The 23,608-nt window shown below is 72.0% G+C and carries 20 protein-coding genes; 13 read left to right on the top strand and 7 right to left on the bottom strand.

Annotated features, from left to right (window positions below):
- Positions 1-70: 70 nt before the first annotated feature.
- The 5 genes from JK359_RS12980 (at position 71) to JK359_RS12960 (ending at position 4,626) form a co-directional block, all read left to right on the top strand.
- The gene (locus tag JK359_RS12980; protein WP_201835149.1) at positions 71-1,042 is read left to right on the top strand and encodes an NADPH:quinone oxidoreductase family protein; all 972 of its coding nucleotides are present in this window, start codon (positions 71-73) and stop codon (positions 1,040-1,042) included.
- Positions 1,039-2,220, top strand: a complete 1,182-nt coding sequence (locus JK359_RS12975) for an acyl-CoA dehydrogenase family protein (RefSeq protein WP_201835147.1) — start codon at positions 1,039-1,041, stop codon at positions 2,218-2,220. Before JK359_RS12980 ends, JK359_RS12975 begins: the two co-directional genes overlap by 4 nt.
- Positions 2,217-3,293 (top strand): acyl-CoA dehydrogenase family protein, encoded by a 1,077-nt coding sequence (locus JK359_RS12970; RefSeq protein ID WP_201835145.1) that lies wholly within the window; start codon positions 2,217-2,219, stop codon positions 3,291-3,293. The genes JK359_RS12975 and JK359_RS12970 overlap by 4 nt, the downstream gene beginning before the upstream one ends.
- 173 nt (positions 3,294-3,466) lie before the next feature.
- Positions 3,467-4,330, top strand: coding sequence for a phosphatidylinositol-specific phospholipase C/glycerophosphodiester phosphodiesterase family protein (locus tag JK359_RS12965; protein ID WP_201835143.1), 864 nt, complete (start codon positions 3,467-3,469; stop codon positions 4,328-4,330).
- A gap of 101 nt (positions 4,331-4,431) precedes the next feature.
- On the top strand, positions 4,432-4,626 hold the full coding sequence (locus JK359_RS12960; RefSeq protein WP_201835141.1) for a hypothetical protein: 195 nt from the start codon (positions 4,432-4,434) through the stop codon (positions 4,624-4,626).
- Between the two features lie 16 nt (positions 4,627-4,642).
- On the opposite strand, the gene JK359_RS12955 is transcribed toward JK359_RS12960, so the two are convergent.
- Positions 4,643-5,824, bottom strand: a complete 1,182-nt coding sequence (locus JK359_RS12955; RefSeq protein ID WP_307788088.1) for a phosphodiester glycosidase family protein — start codon at positions 5,822-5,824, stop codon at positions 4,643-4,645.
- 128 nt (positions 5,825-5,952) lie between these two features.
- Positions 5,953-6,315, bottom strand: a complete 363-nt coding sequence (locus tag JK359_RS12950) for a DUF779 domain-containing protein (protein WP_201835138.1) — start codon at positions 6,313-6,315, stop codon at positions 5,953-5,955.
- Between the two features lie 193 nt (positions 6,316-6,508).
- On the opposite strand from JK359_RS12950, the gene JK359_RS12945 reads away from it, so the two are divergent.
- Positions 6,509-6,997: a hypothetical protein gene (locus JK359_RS12945; protein ID WP_201835136.1), complete on the top strand. Its 489-nt coding sequence runs from the start codon at positions 6,509-6,511 to the stop codon at positions 6,995-6,997.
- Positions 6,998-7,332: 335 nt separating this feature from the next.
- On the opposite strand, the gene JK359_RS12940 is transcribed toward JK359_RS12945, so the two are convergent.
- The 3 genes from JK359_RS12940 to JK359_RS12930 all read right to left on the bottom strand — a co-directional run bounded on the left by JK359_RS12940 (position 7,333) and on the right by JK359_RS12930 (position 9,804).
- Positions 7,333-8,097, bottom strand: a complete 765-nt coding sequence (locus JK359_RS12940) for a DedA family protein (RefSeq protein ID WP_201835134.1) — start codon at positions 8,095-8,097, stop codon at positions 7,333-7,335.
- 36 nt (positions 8,098-8,133) lie between these two features.
- Positions 8,134-8,439, bottom strand: a complete 306-nt coding sequence (locus tag JK359_RS12935) for a hypothetical protein (RefSeq protein WP_201835133.1) — start codon at positions 8,437-8,439, stop codon at positions 8,134-8,136.
- A gap of 96 nt (positions 8,440-8,535) precedes the next feature.
- Positions 8,536-9,804: an NADH:flavin oxidoreductase/NADH oxidase family protein gene (locus JK359_RS12930; protein ID WP_201835132.1), complete on the bottom strand. Its 1,269-nt coding sequence runs from the start codon at positions 9,802-9,804 to the stop codon at positions 8,536-8,538.
- Positions 9,805-9,893: 89 nt separating this feature from the next.
- On the opposite strand from JK359_RS12930, the gene JK359_RS12925 reads away from it, so the two are divergent.
- A complete protein-coding gene (locus tag JK359_RS12925; protein WP_201835131.1) occupies positions 9,894-10,472 on the top strand; it encodes a TetR/AcrR family transcriptional regulator in 579 nt (192 codons plus the stop codon).
- Between the two features lie 441 nt (positions 10,473-10,913).
- Positions 10,914-12,104: a S8 family peptidase gene (locus tag JK359_RS12920; protein WP_201835461.1), complete on the top strand. Its 1,191-nt coding sequence runs from the start codon at positions 10,914-10,916 to the stop codon at positions 12,102-12,104.
- A gap of 67 nt (positions 12,105-12,171) precedes the next feature.
- On the opposite strand, the gene JK359_RS12915 is transcribed toward JK359_RS12920, so the two are convergent.
- Positions 12,172-14,253 (bottom strand): galactose-binding domain-containing protein, encoded by a 2,082-nt coding sequence (locus JK359_RS12915; RefSeq protein WP_201835459.1) that lies wholly within the window; start codon positions 14,251-14,253, stop codon positions 12,172-12,174.
- 318 nt (positions 14,254-14,571) lie between these two features.
- Here JK359_RS12915 and msrA point away from each other — a divergent pair, with 318 nt between their 5' ends.
- Positions 14,572-15,102 carry a peptide-methionine (S)-S-oxide reductase MsrA gene (msrA, locus tag JK359_RS12910; protein WP_201835130.1) on the top strand — a complete coding sequence of 177 codons (531 nt, stop codon included), beginning with the start codon at positions 14,572-14,574 and terminating at the stop codon, positions 15,100-15,102.
- Positions 15,103-15,240: 138 nt separating this feature from the next.
- On the opposite strand, the gene JK359_RS12905 is transcribed toward msrA, so the two are convergent.
- Positions 15,241-16,362, bottom strand: coding sequence for a fatty acid desaturase family protein (locus JK359_RS12905; protein WP_201835129.1), 1,122 nt, complete (start codon positions 16,360-16,362; stop codon positions 15,241-15,243).
- Between the two features lie 676 nt (positions 16,363-17,038).
- Between JK359_RS12905 and JK359_RS12900 the strand changes: the two genes are divergently transcribed.
- The 4 genes from JK359_RS12900 (at position 17,039) to JK359_RS12885 (ending at position 23,575) form a co-directional block, all read left to right on the top strand.
- Positions 17,039-18,535 (top strand): xanthine dehydrogenase small subunit, encoded by a 1,497-nt coding sequence (locus JK359_RS12900; RefSeq protein ID WP_201835128.1) that lies wholly within the window; start codon positions 17,039-17,041, stop codon positions 18,533-18,535.
- On the top strand, positions 18,532-20,973 hold the full coding sequence (xdhB, locus tag JK359_RS12895) for a xanthine dehydrogenase molybdopterin binding subunit (RefSeq protein ID WP_201835127.1): 2,442 nt from the start codon (positions 18,532-18,534) through the stop codon (positions 20,971-20,973). Before JK359_RS12900 ends, xdhB begins: the two co-directional genes overlap by 4 nt.
- A 1-nt stretch (position 20,974) precedes the next feature.
- Positions 20,975-21,784, top strand: coding sequence for a xanthine dehydrogenase accessory protein XdhC (xdhC, locus tag JK359_RS12890; RefSeq protein ID WP_201835125.1), 810 nt, complete (start codon positions 20,975-20,977; stop codon positions 21,782-21,784).
- A gap of 369 nt (positions 21,785-22,153) precedes the next feature.
- Positions 22,154-23,575, top strand: a complete 1,422-nt coding sequence (locus JK359_RS12885) for a DEAD/DEAH box helicase (protein WP_201835123.1) — start codon at positions 22,154-22,156, stop codon at positions 23,573-23,575.
- Positions 23,576-23,608 lie beyond the last annotated feature (33 nt).

Below are 23,608 nucleotides of genomic sequence, written 5' to 3'. Positions count from 1 at the left end.
GATCGGCAAGCGACCGCTTAGTATGCGGTCGGACCCGGTCAGACGAAGCAGTCCCCCGTGGAGGCACCGCATGCAGGCATGGCAAGTGCACGAGAACGGCGAGCCGGGCGAGGTGATGCGCCTGGCGGAGGTGGAGCGGCCCGCACCCGGTGACGGCCAGGTGCTGCTGCGGGTGCGCGCCGCCAACGTCAACTTCCCGGACGCGCTGCTGTGCCGCGGCCAGTACCAGGTGCGCCCGCCGCTGCCCTTCACCCCGGGCGTGGAGATCTGCGGCGAGACCGAGGACGGCCGCCGGGTGATCGCCAACCCCGCGCTGCCCCACGGCGGTTTCGCCGAGTACGCCCTCGCCGACGCGCGCGCCCTGCTGCCCGCGCCCGAATCCCTGGACGACGCCGAGGCCGCCGCGCTGCACATCGGCTACCAGACGGGCTGGTTCGGCCTGCACCGCCGGGCCCGCCTGGAAGCGGGGGAGACCCTGCTCGTGCACGCCGCCGCCGGAGGCGTGGGCAGCGCGGCCGTGCAGCTCGGCAAGGCCGCCGGGGCCACCGTGATCGGCGTGGTCGGTGGCGCCGAGAAGGCGGCCGTCGCCCGCGAGCTGGGCTGTGACGTGGTCGTCGACCGGCGTGGCGAGGACGTCGTCGCGGCCGTCAAGGAGGCCACCGGCGGCCGGGGCGCCGACGTGATCTACGACCCGGTCGGCGGCGAGGCGTACGCCCAGTCCGCGAAGCTGGTCGCCTTCGAGGGCCGCATCGTCGTCGTCGGCTTCGCCAGTGGCGGCGTCCCGAGCCCGGCCCTCAACCACGCCCTGGTGAAGAACTACGCGATCCTCGGCCTGCACTGGGGCCTGTACAACACCAAGAACCCGAAGCTGGTCCAGCACTGCCACGAGCAGCTGACCGAACTGGCCGCCCAGGGCGCGATCAAGCCGCTGGTGAGCGAGCGGGTGCCGCTCGCCGAGGCGGCTGCGGCCGTGCAGCGGGTCGCCGACGGGGTGACCACCGGCCGGGTCGCCGTCCTGCCCGAGAACGGAGCCGCCGCATGACCGACGCCGAAGAACTGCGCCGCCGCACACGGGACCTGCTCGCGCAGCATCCGCCCGCGAGCACCGACCGCCTGGACTTCCTCCGGGCCCGCTTCGACGCCGGCCTGGCCTGGGTGCACTACCCCGAGGGCCTCGGCGGCCTCGGCGTCCCGCGTTCCCTCCAGGGCGTCGTGGACGCCGAACTGGAGGCCGCCGGCGCCCCCGACAACGACCCCCGGCGCATCGGCATCGGCCTCGGCATGGCCGCGCCGACGATCCTCAAGTACGGCACCGAGGAGCAGAAGCGGCGCTTCCTGCGGCCCCTGTGGACCGGCGAGGAGGTCTGGTGCCAGCTGTTCAGCGAGCCCGGCGCCGGCTCCGACCTGGCCGCGCTCGGCACCCGGGCCGTCCGCGAGGGCGACGGCTGGGTCGTCGACGGGCAGAAGGTGTGGACGTCCAGCGCCCACCTCGCCCGCTGGGCCATCCTCATCGCCCGCACCGACCCGGCCGTACCCAAACATGCGGGCATCACCTACTTCGTCTGCGACATGACCGACCCGGGCGTCGAGGTACGGCCGCTGCGCCAGATCACCGGCGAGGCCGAGTTCAACGAGGTCTTCCTGACCGGCGTCCGCATCCCCGACGCCCACCGCCTCGGCGAGGTCGGCGACGGCTGGCGGGTCGCCCAGACCACGCTCAACAACGAACGCGTCGCCATCGGCGGCATGGCCCTGCCCCGCGAGGGCGGCATGATCGGCCCGGTGGCCAGGACCTGGCGCGAACGCCCCGAACTGCGTACCCACGACCTGCACCAGCGGCTGCTCAAGCTGTGGGTCGAGGCCGAGGTCTCCCGCCTCACCGCCGAGCGGCTGCGCCAGCAGCTCGTCGTCGGCCAGCCCGGCCCCGAGGGCGCCGGCATGAAGCTCGCCTTCGCCCGCCTCAACCAGGAGATCAGCGGCCTGGAGGTGGAACTGCGCGGCGCGGAAGGCCTGTCGTACGACGACTGGACCATGCGCCGGCCCGAGCTGGTCGACTTCACCGGCCGGGACGCCGGCTACCGCTATCTGCGCGCCAAGGGCAACAGCATCGAGGGCGGGACCAGCGAGGTCCTGCTGAACATCGTCGCCGAGCGCGTCCTGGGCCTGCCCGCCGAGCCGCGCACCGACAAGGACGTCGCCTGGAAGGACCTCGCCCGATGACGGATCTGCTGTACTCCGAGGAGGAAGAGGCGCTGAGGGCGGCGGTACGGGGCCTGCTGGCCGACCGCTGCGGCCCGGCCGCGGTGATCTCCCGCACCGAGTCGGACGCACCGCACGACATCTCGCTGTGGAAGACGCTCACCGGAGAGATGGGCCTCGGCGGCCTGCTCGTTCCGGAGGAGCTGGACGGCCAGGGCGCCACCCACCGGGAGGCCGCCGTCGTCCTCGAGGAACTGGGGCGTGCGGTCGCCCCCGTGCCCTATCTGACGAGCGCCGTCGTCGCCACGGAGGCGCTGCTGGAATGCGGGGCCGACGACCTGCTCGCACAGCTGGCCTCCGGGACCACGGTCGGCGCGCTCGCGGTGGGACTGCACGCCGCCCCCGGCGCCGCCTTCGCGACCGTACGGGTCGACGGCGGTCGCCTGCACGGTGAGCTGTCCGGCATCGCGGACGCGGCCGTCGCCGACCTGCTGCTGGTGCCCGCGGACGACGGCGGTCTGTACGCGGTCGACGCCTCCGCCGCGACGATCACGCCGCAGACGTCCCTGGACCTCACCCGGCCGCTGGCGCGCGTCACCCTCGACGGAGTGCGCGGCGCGCGCCGGCTGGGTGACGCCGAACCCGCCGTGCGCCGTGCGCTGCGGGCTGCCGCCGGGCTGCTCGCCTCCGAACAACTCGGCGTGGCGGACTGGGCGTTGACCGAGACCGTCCGCTACCTGAAGGAGCGCAAGCAGTTCAACCGGCCGGTCGGCGGCTTCCAGGCGCTCAAGCACCGGCTCGCCCAGCTGTGGCTGGAGGTGGTCAACCTCCGGGCCGCCGCCCGCGCCGCCGCCGACGCCCTGTCCAGCGGCGAGGACACCGGCATCACGGTGGCCGTCGCCCAGGCCTACGCCGCCCCCGTCGCCGTTCGCGCCACCGAGGAGGCGCTGCAGCTCCACGGCGGCATCGGCATGACCTGGGAACACCCCGTCCACCTGTATCTGAAGCGGGCCAAGGCCGACTCGATCGCCTACGGCACCGCGGGCGCCCACCGCGAGGCCCTGGCCGAACTGGTCGACCTCCGGGCACCGTGACCCGCGCGGTATGAGGCCCGCCCCACCCGGGGCGGGCCTTTCCGCGCGCCCCGCGCCGGTGACATGAACAAAGGGCGGCACTCCGGCCAACTCCCCTGCACACAAGGCTCCTTGGGTGGAGAGCGCACGCATACTCTCCCCGGTCCCCTCCGGCACCCCAAGGGAGGCAGTGCATGGCCCTCACCACTCGTCGCAGAGTCCTCGGCACCCTCGGCGCCGCGCTCGCCGGCGCGGTCGTCCTGCCCGCGTCAGCGGCGCGGGCGGCCGGCAGTCACCGCGGCCCCCGTCCGCTGTGGCGCGCCCACGCCCACAACGACTACGCACACCCGCGACCCCTGTCCGACGCGCTCGACCACCGGTTCGGGAGCGTCGAGGCCGACATCTTCCTCGTCGGCGACCAGCTCCTGATCGGACACGACGCCTCCGAGCTGGACCCGGCCCGCACCCTCGAGTCCCTCTACCTCGAACCGCTCTGCGCCCGCGTGCGGGCCGGCCACGGCTCCGTCTACCGGGGATGGCGCCGGCCGCTCCAGCTCCTCGTCGACATCAAGACCGAGGGTTCCTCGACCTACCTCGAACTCGACCGCCACCTGCGCCGCTACCCGCACCTGTTCACGCGGTACGCGCACGGCCGCGTCCACCCCGGACCGGTCACCGCCGTCGTCTCCGGCGACCGGGCGGCCCGTGCCCCCATGGCGGCCCAGACCGAGCGGCGCGCCTTCTACGACGGCCGGCTCAGCGACCTCGGCGGCTCCGCCCCGGCCGACTTCATCTCGCTGATCAGCGACAACTGGACGCAGAACTTCACCTGGACGGGCCAGGGCACGTTCCCCGACGCCGAGCGGCAGAAGCTGCACGGCATCACCGGCGCCGCCCGTGCGCGCGGGCAGCAGGTCCGGTTCTGGGCCACCCCCGACACCCCGGGCCCGGCCCGGGACGCACTGTGGACGGAACTGCTCGCAGCGGGCGTCGACTACCTCAACACCGACGACCTCGCCGGCCTCGAGACGTTCCTCGACAGCCACCCCTCCGCGTAAGACCACACGATCGGAGGACACGTCAGCTGCCCGGACAGCTCCTCCGCTACGCCACACTTGCGGCCGAACGCCGCTCATGGGGCGTGGCGGAGGAGGTTCCGATGGCCATTTCCATCTCTGTGGTGCTGCTGCTCCTGGTCCTTGCTGTGATCTTCGTTCGCAACTGCTCGCTGAAGATCTCCCATGCCCTGGTCTGCACGACGCTCGGCTTCTACCTGTCCTGCACGAGCATGGCGCCCACCATCCACAGCGGGCTCACCGCGACCGCCGACCTGGTGAGCAGTCTGCGGCCCTGAGGCCGCACGGTGCCGGTCAGAGGGTGGAGAAGACGCCGATGCCGTTCGGCACGGGACGCTCGGCGCCGCCGCTGGGGTGATTGCGGACCCGCACGGCGTCGTCGTCGTCCTCGCGGGCGACCAGCTCCGTCGAGCCGCCGCCGTCGAGATTGAAGGCGGCGGCGGCGCCCAGCGACTGCATGGCGTCCGCCTCCTCGGCGACGGTCAGGCCGCTCCGGTAGTCCGCGCCCCCGTCCAGGGCCAGGAGCAGCAGCTGCTGTCCGCCGCCCTTGTAGCCGACGGCCGTGCGCACCGCCGAGGTGGTGTCGTCCAGACCGGACAGCGGTGTGCCGTCGCGCAGGATCGGGAAGCCGCCGATCGCGAACGTGTACGGCACCCCGGACGAGGCCGCCACCAGGCTGTGTGTCACGTCCACCGGGTCCCCGACCGACAGCTTCCGCAGCTGCTGCGCGCCCTCCTCACGACCCACCAGGACGGTGGTGTCGCCCGGGATCGCGCCGCCGCCGGGATCACCGGCCGCGGAGACCACCCGGCCGCCCTGCACCTTCACCTCGTAGGTGTCGGTGCTGCAGGGCGCCGACCGCTGGGTGTCGGTGCCGCAGACGGACCGCATCCGCGAGGCGCTGCCCCACCGCGCGGTGAACGCGCCGACGGAGTTCACCGGCAGCGCGTACTGGTTGAGGCCCTTGAGGGGCAGCCGGCCGGCCGGGGTGCCGACCGTTCCGAGGAGGGACATGCGGTCCAGCCGGGCCCGCCGGTCGGTGCCCACACCGAACACGTCCTGCGTGTTCGTCCCGGGCGGCAGCGACGGCCCGAACCGCTGGCCCTCGGGCACCGCCGCCTTGAGCGTGTCCCCGCCCGCGACGGCCGGTCCGACGGCCGCGCCGGTGGCCTCCACGCCCGGGTGCTGCGTCTCCGTGATGTTGAAGAAGTCACCGTTGACACCCGCGACCGCCCCGGCCGAGTCGGCCAGCCGGGAGACGGTCGCCCGGGCCGCCACCGCGCCCGGGTACAGCAGGTCCACGCGGACATGCGGATTGGCCAGGTCGATGGTGAGCAGGTGGGCGTGAGCCGTGCCCGCGGCGGCGTCGATGTCGAACTGCCGGTAGGTGACGCCCGGCGCGATCCGCCGGCCCGTCGGTGCGGCACCGGCCGGCGCCGCACCGACCAGGGTCGCACCGGCCAGTACACCGAACACCGTGACACCTGTGAGAACCGCTCTGCCCGCTGCCGAACGCCTGCGACGTCTCGTCACCGTGCCTCCTGATGTCTCGTCAACTGCCCCTGTCTACAGGGGAGTGCACCAGACACAGGCGGCCGATGGGCCTACTGGGCGTCTACGACGCGAGAACGGGTGAGAAAACGCACCCCCTCGGGTGCCTCCAGCGAGAAGCCGCTGCCCCGCCCCGGCACGACGTCCACGATCAGCCGGGTGTGACTCCACGCCTCGTACTGGCTGCGCGACATCCAGAAGGTGACGGGCTCGTCCACGCCCTCCACGGCCAGCTCCGCCAGCAGCACGTCCGATCCGCCGGTGCGGAACTCGCCGTCCGGGTAGCACATGGGTGCACTGCCGTCGCAGCAGCCGCCGGACTGGTGGAACATCAGCGGACCGTGCTCGGCGCGCAGCCGGCGCACCAGTTCGGCGGCGCGCGGGGTGAGTTCGACGCGGGAGGCTTCGTCTGCCATGGCACCGTCCTGGAGATCCGGGGGCCGTCGGTTCCGGTCCGCGGCCGCCGGCCGCGCGAACCAGTCTCACGGACACTCACGGACCAGTCCAGAACGCGTCGTTGCCGCGCCGGGCGGGCGGCCCGGGCGGTGCGGCCCGAGTTCGCCGGGGGGCGGTTCGCACGGCGGTGTGCCCGCCGGGGACAATCGGGGCATGTACTCTCCGCGTTCCCCCGAACCGTACTTCGTGCCCACCGGCGAACACCCGCTGTGGGACGAGGCGCTGGCCGCGGTCAACCGGGACCTGGCGGCGACGCTGCCGGAGCAGCGCCCGCTGTGCCTCGTCTCGTACTCGACGCACGATGCCGAACAGGTCTTCGTCGCCCTCGCGAACGGCGAGGCGCACGGCGACTCGCTGCCACCGGTCACGTCCGCGGAAAGGGCCCTGGGGGACGTCGCCGACGCCGCCCAGGAAACGGTCATGGAATGCCTGTGGAAGGTCTGGCCGGTCTGCACCGAGCACGGGCTCGGCATGCATGTGGCGCCGGACTCCGGCCGCCCGTCCTGGTGGTGCGCCGGCGGCGGTCACCCGGGCGAACCGGCTCATGCGCCGGCGGCGGTAGGCGAGCTGGAGCCGGTCCCCGGCCCGCGGCAGTCGAAGCGCGAGCGCCGCAAGGGCCGTACGGCACGCCGGAAAGGCTGAGCCCGAGCCGGAAACCGAGCTGATCGCCGCCCTCCACCGCGCCGGGATCCCCCCGGCCACGCATGCGGTCGGCGACGCGGCGGTGTGCCACGTGCGCGACTCCGTCGAGAAGGCGCGGGCGGAGGTACCGGACACAGAGGCGCGGGCGGGCGGTAGGGGTTCGGAAGCGGTGCGGGAGCCGGTGCGCCACCGTGTCGAACACATCGAGGCATGACCGTCACGCTCACGGTGGTGGCGGGCCGTGTCGCGCACCGGGCAGCCGGGCTGTGACGGCCGCGGCGCGACCGGCTCGAGGAGTCACACGGGTCGGGCGGGTCCTGCGGGTTCCGCCGGCCTCACGGGTCCTGCGGGTCGCGCCGGTCCTGCGGGTCGTGCCGGTCCGGCTGGCCACGGTCTGGCTGGTCATGCCGGTCCGGCTGGTCAGGGTCTGGCTGGTCACGGTCTGGCGGGTCGCGGTCTGGCTGGTCATGTCGGGCTCGGCGGGCGCGGCGGGCCCGGTAGGCCTCGGGGAGCAGTGGGAGCAGGGAGAGGACGACGACGAGGGCGACCAGCGGCAGCAGGTAGTCGTCGATGTGCGGGACGGAGGCGCCGAGTGTGTATCCGGCGAGGACCAGCGTCTGCGACCACAGCACACCGGCCACGGCCTGCCACAGCGTGAAGGTCCGCGTGGGCACCCCCAGGGCTCCCGCCACGGGATGCAGCACCGACCGCAGGAGCGGCACGAACCGGCCGATCACCAGCGCCTTGCGGTAGCCGTAGCGCGCCAGCAGCCGCTCAGCCCGCGCCGCCGCTCCCTTCAGCCGCGTGCTGGACGTCCGCGCCAGCAGCGCCCGGCCGCCGTGCCGCCCGATCAGGAACCCCACCTGCCCGCCGGCCACAGCCCCGACGGCCGCGCACAGCAGCACCTGCCACAGCGAGAGCCGCGGCGCCTGCTGCGCGCTGCCCGCACACAGCACGCCGGCCGGGAACAGCAGCGTGTCCCCGGGCAGGAAGAAGCCGACGACCAGCAGACCCGACTCGGCGAAGATCACCAACAGCACACCCAGCGCGCCGAAGGCGGCCAGCACTGCGGCGCTGTCCATCGGGTTCACGGCGATCACGGGCCGCGCCTCCTGGGCTCTCGCGGACGTGTCTGCTCACCAGGATCGCCTGCCCGGCAAGCCCGCGCGTGCCGCGGTACCACTCGTACCGGGAGGGCGGGGCCGCTCCGTGGTTCTCCTCGCCGTGGTGCTCGGGGTTGCGGGGCTACGAAGACGGTAATGCCGGTTCGTGCCGCCGTCGCTCAGGTCGGCCGCGGCGAGCCGTTCCAGCGGCTCGACGGCCTTCGCCAGGTCCTCGCGCTCGTCCGGGCCGGCGACCCGGTCGACGGCCCGGGCCAGGAAGACGGCCCGGCCCTCGAGCAGCTTGCCGACCGGCTCGGTCAGGGCCGGATCGGGGCTCATCGGCTCCCTGCGGCCGTCCTACGGGTCCGGCTCACGTTTCCCCGGCCTCGCCCACCTCAGCCGGCGTCCCCTGCGGTCCTGGCGTCCCCGGCATCCTCATCCCCGTCGGTCGACCGCCTCCGCGCTCTCCCCGGCCGGCTCGGGCAGCCAGGCGCGGTACCGGCGCAGTGCCCGGCGCTGATGGCGCCGCTCGGAGAGCAGGGCCCAGGCCGGGTGGGTGCCCGGCGTGGGCCCTGCTCCGCGGGCGAGGCGGCGCAGCTGGTGGCGGACCTGTGCCATGCCGGCGGTGGAGGCGAGGGCCTTGTCGGACCAGGTCACCGGGCGCAGCTGCCGGTCGGCCTCGCGGCCGCCGCGCCAGCGGTCGGGCAGGTCGGGGGTGACGGCGAGGGCCGTGCCCAGCCCGATCAGCGCCACGCCGCTGTCGAGGACCCGCTCCGCGGTGTCGCGCCGGGTGATGCCGCCGGTGAGCATCAGCGGGAGCGGGCTGGTCCTGACCAGATCCGTCGCCAGGTCCAGGAAGTAGGCCTCGCGGGCCTGGGTGCGCGCATCGGCGGGGCGGCCGGACATCGCGGGGCTCTCGTAGCTGCCGCCGGACAGTTCGACCAGGTCGACGCCGAGCGGGGCGAGCATCTCGATCACCTGCCGGGCGTCGTCGGCGTCGAATCCGCCGCGCTGGAAGTCGGCGGAGTTGAGCTTCACGGCGACCGCGAAGGACGGTGAGACGGCGGCACGAACGGCGCGGACGACGTCCAGGAGCATCCGGGCCCGGTTCCGCAGCGGCCCGCCCCAGGCGTCGGTGCGCCGGTTGACCAGCGGGGACAGGAACTGGGACAGCAGGTAGCCGTGCGCGGCGTGCACTTCGACGCCGTCGAACCCGGCCTGTTCGGCGCGGGCGGCCGTGACCGCGAACCGTTCCACGGTGGCCTCGATCTGCCGGGGAGTCATCGCCACGGGACGGCCGAAGCGGCTGCTGTGCCGGCCCAGCTGGACGCCGACGGCGGAGGGGGCCCATACGACGCCGGGCATGTCGGCGTTGACCTGGCGTCCGGGATGGTTGATCTGCATCCACATCGCCGCGCCACCGGACTTGCCGGCCTCGGCCCAGTCGGCGAACGGCTCCAGCGGTGAGGCGTCGTCGAGCACCACGCCGCCGGGTCCGGTCAGCGCCTCGGCGTGAACCATGACGTTGCCGGTGATCAGCAGTCCTGCGCCGCCGGTGGCCCAGCGGCGGTACAGCGCCGGCAGGTGCCGGTCGGGGAGCTGACCGTAACCGGCCATGTTCTCCTCCATGGCCGCCTTCGCCACTCGGTTCCGCAGCACCGGCCCGGAGCGCAGGGGCAGGGGTGAGAAAAGCTCGCCGGACATCCGGGCTCTCCTTTCGATCTCCTAGAATGTATGCACCGCTCACATTAGGGCGACGATGTAAGCGGCGTAAACATTTGGAAGGGTGAACCATGCCACAAGCCAGTTCCTCGTACCATCACGGGGATCTCCGCACCACCTGCCTGCGCGCGGCGCGGGAACTGCTCGAGGAGGACGGCAGCGCCGGGCTGTCGCTGCGGGCCGTGGCGCGGCGGGCCGGCGTGTCGGCGACCGCCCCCTACCGCCACTACGCGGACCGTGACGCGCTGGTCTCCGCGGTCGCCGCGGAGGGTTACCGGGAACTCGCCGCGCACCTGGCGGCGGCGCATCCCTCTCCCGCGACGCCCGATGACCTCGCCGCGGTCGGCGTGGCCTACGTCCGCTTCGCGCTCGATCACCCGGCCTTGTTCCGCGTCATGTTCGCGGAGCCCTGCGACCCGGCGAACGACGAGCGGGCGACGGCGGTCGCCGCCGTCTCGGAATACGTCGCAGGGCTCGTCCGCCGCGCCTTCCCGGGCGCCGATCCGGAGGTGCTGGCGACCGCGGTGTGGGCCCTGGTCCACGGGCTGGCCTTCCTGTACCTCGACGGCAAGCTCGACGCCTCCGCGCCCGACGTGGTCGCCGACCGGGTCGGCGCCGCCGTCCGTGCGCTGTTCGGCACGCAGCCGTGAGGTCCGGTTCCCCGGAGGGTTCCCTGAGGCGGCCCGGGGCGGACGGCGGTTGACGGCGGCGGGTCTTTCGCTGCCCGCCGGCGGGCGTCCCGGTCGGCCCCCGCGAGCCCGCCGTTCCTCCCGCGCGAACCGCGGTCACCGCACCGGGACGCGTCGAGCCGTGCCGCACGTGACCGGACGGTGAAGAAAGAGGCACGGTTAATCCGTGGATCTTCCTTGGTGATTCAACCAGCCTGCCGGGCTGCACGTTTGCGCTCGGGTTGCTTCGGATGTGCGTGAATCCTGTGGAGATCGATCATGGGCGGGGTCTCGGCGCCTTGTCAGGGGGTTGATCTGTTCGTGACAAGTAGGCACGCTCCAGAGCACGCGCAGCGCTGCCGCCTCGAACACAAATCCCCCCACTCCACGAGGAGACCCCTCTTGACGGCGCATCACAAACGCATGGGCAAGGCCAAGACCGTCACCGCGATCGCGGCCGCCGCGACCGTCATCGGTACCGGCCTGTACGTGTCCCCCGTCGCGCAGGCCGGACAGCCTGCCGAGGGCACGGTCTACGGCCTCGGCGCGGAAGGAGCCGTGGCCGGCAGCTACGTCGTGCTCCTGGACGAGAAGGCCTCCGGGGCCGAGAAGAAGGAGCTGGCCGACGAGTACGGCGGCAAGCTCAGCCGTACGTACGGCTCGGCGGTCAACGGCTTCGCCGCCGACAGCCTCACCGAGACGGAGGCCAAGCGCCTCGCGGCCGACCCCGCGGTGGCCACGGTCGTCCAGAACAAGAAGTTCCACATCGACGCCACCCAGGACAAGCCCCCGTCCTGGGGTCTTGACCGCATCGACCAGCAGGACGCGGCCGGCGACGGCAAGTACACCTACCCCGACAAGGCCGGGGAAGGGGTGACCGCGTACGTCATCGACACCGGTGTACGCATCAGCCACAAGGACTTCGAAGGCCGCGCCGCCTACGGGTTCGACGCCGTCGACAACGACGACAAGGCCGACGACGGCAACGGCCACGGCACCCATGTGGCGGGCACCATCGCCGGCACCGCCCACGGTGTGGCCAAGAAGGCCAAGGTCGTCGCGGTCAGAGTCCTCGACGACAACGGCTCCGGGACCACCGAACAGGTCGTGGCCGGCATCGACTGGGTGACCAAGAACCACAAGGGTCCCTCGGTGGCCAACATGAGCCTCGGCGGAGGCGCGGACCCGGCGCTCGACGAGGCGGTCAAGAAGGCCATCGCCTCGGGTGTCACCTTCGCGGTGGCCGCGGGCAACGAGTCGGCCGACGCGGGGCAGGGCTCACCGGCCCGGCTCCCGGAGGCCATCACGGTCGCCTCCAGCACCAAGGACGACGCCCAGTCGGACTTCTCCAACTTCGGCAAGGTCGTCGACCTGTACGCGCCGGGTTCGGACATCACCTCCGACTGGAACGACAGCGACCAGGGCACCAAGACGATCTCCGGCACCTCCATGGCCACCCCCCACGTCACCGGAGCCGCCGCGGTCTACCTGGCCGGACACCCGGACGCCACGCCCGCCCAGGTGGCCTCCGCGCTGACCGGCGGTGCCACCAGCGACAAGATCACCAACCCCGGCAGCGGAACCGCCAACAAGCTGCTGAAGGTGACCGAGTAGGTCCGCGCAGTCCCTGAAGCCCGGCGGTGCCGCCCCTGCATCACGGCGGCACCGCCGGGCCCTTTCGTCAGCTGCTGTGCACGCCGACCTCGTACAGCGAGTAGCCCCACTGGGTGCCGCGCTCCGTGCCGACGATACGGACGTAGCGGGCCGGGGTGCCGGCGAACCGGACGGTGTCCAGCCCGCCGTCACCCGTGGTGGTCGACCAGGCCGTCTGCCAGTTCGAGCCGTCCGCGGAGAGCTGGATGCCGTACGACTTCCCGTACGCGCGCTCCCAGTCCAGCGTGACCCGGCCCACCCGGTGGGTCGAGCCCAGGTCGATCCGCAGCCACTGGTCGTTGCTCCACTCGCTGGCCCAGCGGGTGTCCCGGGTGCCGTCGACGGCGCGGCTCGGCGCGTAACCGGTGAACGGGTTCCACCACTCCGCCGAACTGGCCGTGGCCGGCGCGTCCTTGGCGAGGTTCACACCCGCCTGGTGCCGCTCGGTCGCTCCCCAGGTGCCGAGGTAGGTCTCGGCGCCCCGGAAGAGGTCGTCGACCACGCTCTGCCCGCCGACCCGCCTGATGTCCTCGATCCAGTCCGGGACGAGGCCGTAGTGCGCGGCGCCGTCGGTGTTCAGGTCCCAGGTGCGCCGGCCGGTGGTCTGCCGGTCGATGACGGACCCGCCGTCGACGCTGCGGAAGGGGTAGATCACCTTGTCGTGGGCGTCCGCGCCGCGGGGGCCCGGCCAGCCGCCGACACCGTTCATGTCCGTGCCGTAGCCGTAGCCGACGTCGTACTTGTCCCGCAGCGCCTTCGTGCGGTGGGCCTCGGCCACGAATCCCTCGGAGCCGTTCATGTACTGGGCGATGAAGCCGCCGAGACCGTAGACCCGGTCGGTCCAGTTCGCGTCCATCCAGCTGTGCGAGGAGATCACGCCGGGGTAGGACTCGGACTCGAAGATGTCGAGCACACGGCCGACGGCCTTGACGCTCATGTGGTCGATCTCCAGCATCATCTTGCGTTTCATCATGGCGCGCACGGCGTAGTCACCGAGGTCGGTGAGCCCGCGGACGTTGCACTGCGCGTCCGAAGCGTAGGAGGGGACGCTCACGCCCGCCGGGAGTTTCGCCTCGGCTCCCGGTGCCGCGGCCGATCCGATGGGGTTGTCGTGCTGCGGGCCCGTGCACTTCTCCGTCTTCCAGAAGGTGCCGGTCGACAGGAACTGCCCCACGTTGATGGCCGTTCCGAGGCCGCCCGAGTCGAAGCGCACCCCGCACAGCGCGTTGTCGAACTTGTGGCACAGGAACATGCTGCGCACGCCCAGCGCGTACAGCTCGTCGAGTCCCTTGTCGATGTCCTGCTTGCTGCACTGCGGGACGTCCAGGATCTGCTTGCAGCCGAAGGGTTCGGAGGTTTCCACGCCGAGGATGACGGCCAGCTTGCCCTGCTCGATGACCTCACGGGCCTGCGCGCTGTCGGTGACGATACGGAACCAGCCCTTGCCCGGGCCGCCGTACATCTTGTCGATGTAGGCCTGCAGGTCGTACGACATCTTCGCCTGCAGCCGGATGGACGTCATCTCGTCGCAGCTGCGGTCCTTGAAGAAGTACACCGAGCAGATCACGCCGTTGGTGACGAGGTCGTTGACGAGCACCCGCTGGCCGCCGCGCCAGGCCCGTTCCACCCAGGAGTAGTAGTTCTGCTGGTGGGTGAGCGAGTCGTGCGCGGGCCAGTCCTTGAAGGTGGGCCAGCCGACCGGGTCGTGCTTGCCGTCGCCGCCCTTGGTGATGAAGTCGAAGACGGCCAGCGAGCCGTCGGGGTAGTGCTCGGGGCAGTCCTTGAGCGCGTCGGCGATCCCGGCCTCGGAGAAGACCTTGCCGCAGATGAGCCGGCCGCCGAAGGCCTCGTTGGAGAAGAGGTGGTCGTGGGCGTCGGCGAACCCGCGGACCTCGCCCTTGGCGTCGGTGCCCGTGAACGGCTCGCCTGTGACGCCGATCCCGGAGTCCGGGGCGGGTCTCGCGTCCGGGATCCACCAGTCGTTCCCGGCGGCCGAACTCGGGGTGGGACCGAGCACGGCGGTCAGGACGAGGAGGAGCAGCGACACCACGGTGACGTTCCTGCGTCGGTGATACAGGTGCTTGCGTCGGTGGTACGGGCGGCTGGTCATGGCCACGGCCCACGTCCCTCGGTCGGCGGGATGCGCGGCCGACCGAGAAGGAGGTCAGGGCCCGGAGACACGCGCGCATACCGATTTGTCATGTCTACGCAAACTGTGCGCCACGAGGATCGCCAGTGCCGGTCTCCGAGTCAATACTCGGGCTCCGGGTGAAGGGGCCGGGGCCGGGCCGGGAAGGGGCAGGCTCCGTGCCGAGGGCTCCTGCGGGCTCGCTCGATGGTTACCCAGAGGTAGTAATAAGCTGGACGAAAGCGAGAACCGTAGATCGACGACCGCGCCCGACAGCGGCTCGAAGGTGAGGAGCACCCGATGGCATCGGAAACCGAGCGGGCCGTACTGGCGGGCGGATGTTTCTGGGGCATGCAGGACCTGATCCGCAAGCAGCCGGGCGTGGTGGCCACCCGCGTCGGCTACAGCGGCGGTGACACGCCGAACGCCACGTACCGCAACCACGGCGACCACGCCGAGGCCATCGAGATCCTCTTCGATCCCTCGGCCACGAGCTACCGCGACATCCTGGAGTTCTTCTTCCAGATCCACGATCCGACCACGAAGGACCGCCAGGGCAACGACCTCGGGCGCAGCTACCGGTCCGCCATCTTCTACAGCGGCGAGGAGCAGCACCGCGTCGCCCTGGACACCATCGCGGACGTCGAGGCGAGCGGCCTGTGGCCGGGCAACGTGGTCACCGAGGTCGAGCCCGTGGGCGACTTCTGGGAGGCCGAGCCCGAGCACCAGGACTACCTGGAACGCTATCCGAACGGGTACACCTGCCACTTCCCGCGCCCGAACTGGAAGCTGCCGCGCCGGGCCTCGTCCCCCGCCGACCCGGGCGCCTGATTCCCCCGCCGACCCGGGCGCCTGGTCACGACCACGGCCTGAGGGGCCCCGCCACGTCGGCGGGGCTCCGGCCCTTCCCCGACCTCACACCGCGCCACCCGGACCGCCCGGACCGCCGAGGCGCGTCCGGGCGGTCGTTCACGCCCTGCGCTGCTGCCTGATCGGCTCGCCCACGCGGTGCAGATGGGTCAGGGCCTCACGGTAGGACTGGATCAGTCCGGTCTCGTGGTACGGCACCCCGATCTCGGCGCAGTACCGGCGCACGATCACCTGGGCCCGGCGCAGATGGACCGTGGGCATGCTCGGGAACAGGTGGTGCTCGATCTGGTAGTTGAGCCCGCCCAGCATCACGTCGGTGAACCAGCCGCCGCGTACGTTGCGCGAGGTCAGGACCTGGCGCCGCAGGAAGTCGAGCCGCTGCCCGCCGGTGATCGTCGGCATGCCCTTGTGGTTGGGAGCGAAGGTGCAGCCCAGGTAGACGCCGAAGAGACACTGGTTCACGGCCAGGAACGCCACCGCCTTGCCCGGCGGGAGCACCAGGAACACGGCGGTGAGAAGCCCCGCCATGTGCAGCAGGAGCAGGGCGCCCTCCAGTGTCCGGTTCTTCATGGACGGTGAGCGCAGCGCCCGGACTCCGGCGACGTGCAGGTTGAAGCCCTCGAGGGTGAGCAGCGGGAAGAAGAGCTGCGCCTGGTGACCGCCGAGGAGGCGGGCCAGACCCCGGCTGGCCCGGGCCTGCCCGGTGGACCACACCAGGATGTCCGGGGCGACGTCGGGGTCGAGTTCCTCGTGGTTGGGATGGGCGTGGTGGCGGGTGTGCTTGTTCATCCACCACCCGTAGCTCATGCCGATGCCGAGATTGCCGAACAGTCGTCCCCAGATCTCACTGTGCCGGCGCCGACGGAAGACCTGCCGGTGGGCCAGGTCGTGCGCCACCAGGGCCACCTGTCCGAAGACCAGGGCCAGCACCGCGGCCACGGCCAGTTGCCACCAGGTGTCGCCGAGGGCGAAGAACGCGGCCCAGCAGCCGGCGAACGACCCGATCACGAGACCGAGCCGCACCGCGTAGTAGCCGGGGCGCCGCTCGAGCAGGCCGGCCGCGGCGATCCGCTGGGACAACCGGGCGAAGTCGCTGCCGGCACCGGGGCTCGTCGTACCCGTGTCGACGGCGGAACGCCGGGCCGCGGGAACGGTGCCGGAGGAGGCGCCGGGGGAGGCGCCTGGAGAGGCATCGGGGCAGGTCTCGGAGGAGATCGTCATGCCGGGAATTCTGGTGACGACCGTACGACCCGCAGAAGCCTGCCAGCCACCGTATGCGCCCGAGGCCCGCCCCACCCACCGCCGGGGGTTAACCCCCCGCCCCGGCGGCAGCGGCTCTGAGCCCGTCGGCACCGGCTCTGAGCCCGTCGACGTCGGCTGCGAGCCCGTCGGCACCGGCTCTGAGCCCGTCGACGTCGGCTGCGAGCCCGTCGGTACCGGCGTCCGAGCCCGTCCGCACCGGCCCGGGGCATACCGGCACGATCCCCCGGGGCAGGCCCGGCGCCCCCGGCCGGTCGGTTCTCGGTGATCGACGAGGGCCGACCTCTTGACCTCTGTGGCCCCAGCCACTAGCTTGCGGTAATCGTCGACCCATAATCACGGAAAGGAGGCGGCCCACAGATGAACGTCATCTCTGATCTCGGTCGCCTCGCCCAGCGCACGGTCTGGGTTCCGGGTCGGATCGCGCACGGCTGCTGAGCACGCCGTTCTGATGTGCCCCTTCGCGGCACATTCCGGGTTTCCCGTCACCACCCTTCCGGCCCCTCGCGGTGTCGTGCCGTTTTGCGTGCCGTTTTTGCGCCCGTTTCTCTCACGTGGCGCGTCTGAACACAGAAAGCTGCCTGGAATTGGCGAACATGATGAATCGACCGATCACACACCGGAATGAAGGCCCGTCATGGTAGCGGCGCGGATCACGGTCAACGGAAAAGAAGCGCCGATTTCACCGGCAGCGCCCCACACCACCGCGCTGGACTTCCTGCGCGAGCGCGGCCTCACCGGCACGAAGGAGGGCTGCGCCGAGGGCGAGTGCGGCGCCTGCTCGGTCCTGGTGGCCCGTCCCGGCGTGAACAAGCCCACCGACTGGGTGGCGGTCAACGCCTGCCTGGTCCCGGTCGCGGCGCTCGACGGTCAGGAGATCGTCACCTCCGAGGGTCTCGCCACCGCCGGCGAACCCGGCACGCCGCCCACCCTGCACCCGGTGCAGGAGGAGATGGCGGTGCGCGGAGGCTCCCAGTGCGGCTACTGCACCCCGGGATTCATCTGCAGCATGGCCGCCGAGTACTACCGGCCGAACCGCTGCGCACACGCGGAACCGGCGGACGGCACCGACGCCGAGCACGCGGAACCGGTGGACGGCAGCGACGCCGAACACGGCCCGAACGGTTTCGATCTGCACGCGCTGAGCGGGAACCTGTGCCGCTGCACCGGATACCGCCCGATCCGCGACGCCGCGTTCGCCGTCGGTGAGCCCACCGACGAGGACCCGCTGGCACAGCGCCGCGAGCAGTCGCCGCCCGCACCGGTCGCCACCGAGTACGTCCGGGACGACAGCGCCTTCCTGCGCAGGAACACCCTGGCCGAGACACTTCAGGTGCTCGGCGAGCGGCCCGACGCCGTGGTGGTCGCCGGCTCCACCGACTGGGGCGTCGAGGTGAACATCCGCTCCCGCCGGGCGGGTTGCGTCGTCGCCATCGACCGGCTGCCCGAACTGCGGGAGCTGCGCGTCGAATCCGGCCACATCGAGATCGGGGCGGCGCTGACGCTCACCGAGATCGAGCGCCGCCTCGACGGCGATGTCCCGCTGCTGGCACAGCTGTTCCCGCAGTTCGCGTCCCGGCTCATCCGCAACAGTGCGACCCTCGGCGGCAACCTGGGTACCGGCTCCCCCATCGGTGACAGCCCGCCCGTGCTGCTCGCGCTGGAGGCGTCGGTGGTGCTCGCCGGCGCCGACGGAGAGCGCGAGGTCCCGCTCGCGGACTACTTCACCGGCTACCGGCAGAGCGTGCGCAGGCCCGGCGAGCTGATCCGTGCGGTGCGCATCCCGCTGCCGCTGTCGCCGCTCACCGCCTTCCACAAGATCGCCAAGCGGCGCTTCGACGACATCTCCAGCGTGGCGGTCGCCTTCGCGCTCGACATCGAGGGCGGGATCGTCCGCAAGGCCCGCATCGGCCTGGGCGGCGTCGCCGCCACCCCGATCCGCGCCCTCGCCGCCGAGGTGGCCCTCGAGGGCAAGCCGTGGACGCCGGAGACGGTCGAGGCCGCGGCCCAGGTGCTGCAGGCCCAGGGGACGCCGATGAACGATCACCGTGCCAGTGCCGGCTACCGCTCCGCGATGCTCGGCCAGAGCCTGCTGAAGCTGTACGCGCAAACCACCGAGGCGGTGTCGTCATGAGCCATCTGTCCGAGCGCCCCGAGAAGCCCGTCGTCGGCCTCTCCCTGCCGCACGAGAGCGCCGGCCTGCACGTCACCGGCACCGCGCTGTACACCGACGACCTGGTCTGCCGCACCAAGGACGTGCTGCACGCCTACCCGGTCCAGGTCATGAAGGCCCACGGCAGGATCACCGCGCTGCGCACCGAGCCCGCGCTCGCCGTACCCGGCGTGGTGCGCGTGCTGACCGGGGCGGACGTGCCCGGCGTCAACGACGCCGGAATGAAGCACGACGAACCGCTCTTCCCCGACGAGGTCATGTTCTACGGCCACGCCGTCGCCTGGGTGCTCGGCGAGACCCTGGAGGCGGCCCGGCTCGGTGCGGCGGCCGTCGAGGTGGAACTCGACGAACAGCCCTCCCTGGTCACGCTGCAGGACGCGATCGAGGCGGGCAGCTTCCACGGCGCCCGGCCCGTGATGGTGCACGGTGACATCGACGCCGGCTTCGCCGACTCCGCGCACGTGTTCACCGGCGAGTTCCAGTTCGCCGGTCAGGAGCACTTCTACCTCGAGACGCACGCGGCGCTCGCCCAGATCGACGAGAACGGGCAGGTGTTCATCCAGAGCAGCACCCAGCACCCCTCGGAGACCCAGGAGATCGTCTCCCATGTGCTCGGTGTGCCCAGCCACGAGGTGACGGTGCAGTGCCTGCGCATGGGCGGCGGCTTCGGCGGCAAGGAGATGCAGCCGCACGGGTTCGCGGCCGTCGCCGCGCTCGGCGCCAAGCTGACCGGTCGGCCCGTCCGGTTCCGGCTCAACCGGACTCAGGACCTGACCATGTCCGGCAAGCGCCACGGATTCCACTCCACCTGGAAGATCGGCTTCGACGCGGACGGCCGCATCCAGGCCCTCGACGCCACGCTGACCGCGGACGGCGGCTGGAGCCTGGACCTGTCCGAGCCGGTGCTCGCCCGCGCGCTGTGCCACATCGACAACACGTACTGGATCCCCAACGCGCGCGTCGCCGGTCGCATCGCCAAGACCAACACCGTCTCCAACACCGCGTTCCGTGGCTTCGGCGGACCGCAGGGCATGCTGGTGATCGAGGACATCCTGGGCCGCTGCGCGCCGCTGCTCGGCCTGGACCCCATGGAGCTGCGGGAGCGCAACTTCTACCGGCCGGGCCAGGGCCAGACCACGCCGTACGGGCAGCCGGTCACGCAGCCCGAACGGATCTCCACCGTCTGGCAGCAGGTTCAGGACGACGCCGGCATCGCCGACCGCAAGCGCGAGATCGCGGCCTTCAACGCCGCACACCCGCACACCAAGCGCGCCCTCGCGATCACCGGCATCAAGTTCGGCATCTCGTTCAACCTCACCGCCTTCAACCAGGGCGGCGCGCTGGTGCTGATCTACAAGGACGGCTCGGTCCTGATCAACCACGGCGGCACCGAGATGGGGCAGGGCCTGCACACCAAGATGATGCAGGTGGCCGCGACCACGCTGGGCATCCCGCTGCACAAGGTCCGCCTGGCCCCGACGCGCACCGACAAGGTGCCCAACACCTCTGCCACCGCTGCCAGTTCCGGGGCGGACCTGAACGGCGGGGCGATCAAGAACGCCTGCGAACAGCTGCGCGAGCGGCTGCTGCAGGTGGCCGGGACCCAGCTGGGCGCGAACGCCTCGGACGTGCGCATCATCGAGGGCGTCGCGCGTGCCCTGGGCAGCGACAAGGAGCTGGCCTGGGACGACCTGGTGCGCACCGCGTACTTCCAGCGGGTCCAGCTGTCGGCGGCCGGCTACTACCGGACCGAGGGGCTGCACTGGGACGCGAAGACCTTCCGGGGCTCGCCGTTCAAGTACTTCGCCCATGGTGCCGCGGCGACCGAGGTGGAGGTCGACGGCTTCACCGGCGCGTACCGCATCCGGCGGGTGGACATCGTCCACGACGTCGGCGACAGCCTCTCCCCGATGATCGACATCGGTCAGGTCGAGGGCGGCTTCGTGCAGGGTGCGGGCTGGCTGACGCTCGAGGACCTGCGCTGGGACGTCGGTGACGGCCCCCACCGCGGCCGGCTGCTGACCCAGGCGGCGAGCACCTACAAGCTGCCGAGCTTCTCGGAGATGCCCGAGGAGTTCAACGTCACGCTGCTGGAGAACGCCACCGAGGAAGGCGCGGTGTTCGGCTCCAAGGCCGTGGGCGAGCCGCCGCTGATGCTGGCGTTCTCGGTGCGGGAGGCGCTGCGGCAGGCCGCCGCCGCGTTCGGGCCGAGCGGGGTCAGTGTGGATCTGGCCTCCCCCGCGACGCCGGAAGCGGTGTACTGGGCGATCCAGGCGGCTCGCCGGGGCGATGCCTCGCAGAACGGTCACTCCGGCGGGGGGCAGGCAGCCGAAGGGGCCGACGGGCACGCCGTCGACGGCAGGCTCCGGGCCCATGCAGAAGCGTTGCACGGTGCCTGACATGACGTGGATCGCCGCGGTCGCACGGTTGCGGGCACGCCGGGAGGCCGGCGTGCTGGTGACCGTCGCGACCGTGCGCGGTCACGCTCCGCGCGACGCCGGCGCGAAACTCGTGGTGGGGGAGACCGGAACGTGGGGCTCGATCGGGGGCGGCAATGTCGAGGCCGTCGCGATCGACCGGGCCCGGGAGATGATCGCCGTGTCCAAGCCGGAGCCGGAGCTGATCGATTTCGCCCTGAACGACAAGGTGACCAACCAGCACGGCGTGCAGTGCTGCGGCGGTACGGTCTCGGTGCTGCTCGAACCACTGCCCGTGGTACGGGCGGTGGCGATCTTCGGTGTCGGGCACGTCGGACTGGAACTGGCCCGCATCCTGGCGCGTCAGGACCTCGACCTCCATCTGATCGACTCGCGCTCCGACGTCCTCGCCGAGGAGCGGCTCGACGCGCTCGCGGACGCGGTGGCACAGGTGCACGTGCATCACACACCGCTGCTGCCCGAAGAAGTGCTGGAGGAGCTGCCGCGCGGCACCCACATCCTGATCATGACCCATGACCACGCCGAGGACGCCGCGCTGTGCGACGCCGCCTTGCGCACGAACCACCTCGGCTCCATCGGGCTGATCGGGTCGGCGGCCAAGTGGGTGCGGTTCCGTAAACGCCTCTCCACAGAGGGCGGCCACGACGAGGCCACCATCGACCGGATCAAGACTCCGATCGGGCTGGCCGACATCACCGGCAAGGAACCCGCGACGATCGCCGTGAGCGTCGCCGCGGATCTGCTGCGCACCTTCGAGACCGAGCGGGTCTGACTCTCCTGGAGGACCCCGGCCAAGTCCCGGGCCCCGGCGCAGTCCCGGGCCCCGGTGCAGTCCCGGGCCCCGGCCAAGTCCCGGGCCCCGGCCTTGTCCCGGGCCTGGGCCTTGTCGCGCCTGACGTGCCGTACCGCCGGTCGAGCCCCGGCCGGGGCCGGACACCGGCCAGGTGGTGCCCGGGCCCCGACGTTGCGGGTGTCGCTCCTGGCTGGGCGGCGCGACCACGGGAGGCCCGAGGGGCGTGCCCCGTGTTAGCGTTGCGCTTTTGCAGCGTCGCTGCGCCGGTACTCCATTCGGTGTCCCTGGCCGGCGGCCGTGTCCCTGCCGCGCCTTCCTCGGTACGGTCCCTTCGGAGGAAGGCTCTCTGTGAGCGAATCACCACGTGCCGATGTCCGGCAGCAGGACGATGCGTCCGACACGTCGGGCGCCACTCCGGCAGTGCCCACGGCGACCTCCTTCACGCAGCTGGGGCTGCCGACCGCGATTCTGCGGACGCTCGATGAGCACGGTGTGACCGTGCCCTTCCCCATCCAGGCGGCTGCGCTCCCGGACGCGCTCGCGGGACGGGACGTCCTGGGCAGGGGCCGCACGGGATCCGGCAAGACGCTCGCCTTCGGCCTGGGGATGCTCGCCCGGACAGCCGGGCGCCGCGCGCAGCCGAAAGAGCCCCTGGCGCTCGTTCTGGTGCCCACCAGGGAGCTGGCGCAGCAGGTGGGTGAGGAACTCACCCCGTATGCCGAGGCGCTGGGGCTGCGGCTCACGACCGTGGTGGGCGGAATGTCCATCGGACGGCAGGCCGCCGTGCTGCGGGACGGCGCCGAGATCGTCGTCGCCACACCCGGCCGGCTGCACGACCTCATCGAGCGCAAGGGCTGTCGTCTGGGACGGGTGCGCATCGCAGTCCTGGACGAGGCCGACCAGATGTGTGACATGGGGTTCCTGCCGCAGGTCACCGAGGCCCTGGACCAGGTGCGTCCCGACGGACAGCGGATGCTGTTCTCCGCCACCCTCGACCGCGACGTCGACCAGCTGGTGCAGCGCTACCTCCGCGACCCCGCTGTCCACTCCGTGGACCCTTCGTCCGGCGCGGTCTCCGTGATCGAGCACCACGTCCTCGTCGTGCACGGCCCGGACCGGTACGCCGTGACCACGGAGATCGCCGCTCGGGACGGCCGCGTCCTGCTGTTCCTGGACACCAAGCACGGCGTCGACCAGCTCACGCGCCATCTGCGGGCCAGCGGCGTGGCCGCCGCCGCCCTGCACAGCGGGAAGTCCCAGCCGCAGCGCACCCGAACCCTGGCCCAGTTCAAGAACGGGCAGGTCACCGCGCTGGTTGCGACGAACGTCGCCGCACGAGGCCTGCACGTCGACGACCTCGACCTCGTGGTCAACGTCGATCCGGCCACCGACCCGAAGGACTATCTGCACCGCGCCGGCCGCACGGCCCGGGCCGGCCGCTCCGGCACCGTCGTGACACTCGTCCTGTCAGGACAGCGCCGCGAGACGAGCCAGGTCATGGCGGACGCCGACGTCGCCCCCAAGGTCTCCAGAGTGCGGTCCGGCGAGGCGGAGCTGAGCCGGATCACCGGCGCCAAGGCCCCGTCCGGGAAGCCACTCGACGGCGGGCCGGCCGTACCGCGACCCAAGAACCACAACGCCCCCTTCCGCGGCCTGGGCAGCACCAAGGACGCGAAGGGCGGCAGCGGCGGCAGGCCGTCCCGCAAGAGCGGCGAGGCCCGCAAGCTCGCGGAGGCCCGAAAGGCGGCCCGGGTGCGGCGCGGCGGCTGAGACCGGCCGGCACGGGGACGGTCCACCTCGCCC

Source organism: Streptomyces actinomycinicus (assembly GCF_016741775.1).
Lineage (GTDB): Bacteria > Actinomycetota > Actinomycetes > Streptomycetales > Streptomycetaceae > Streptomyces > Streptomyces actinomycinicus.
This window is presented reverse-complemented; position numbering and strand designations above follow the sequence as displayed.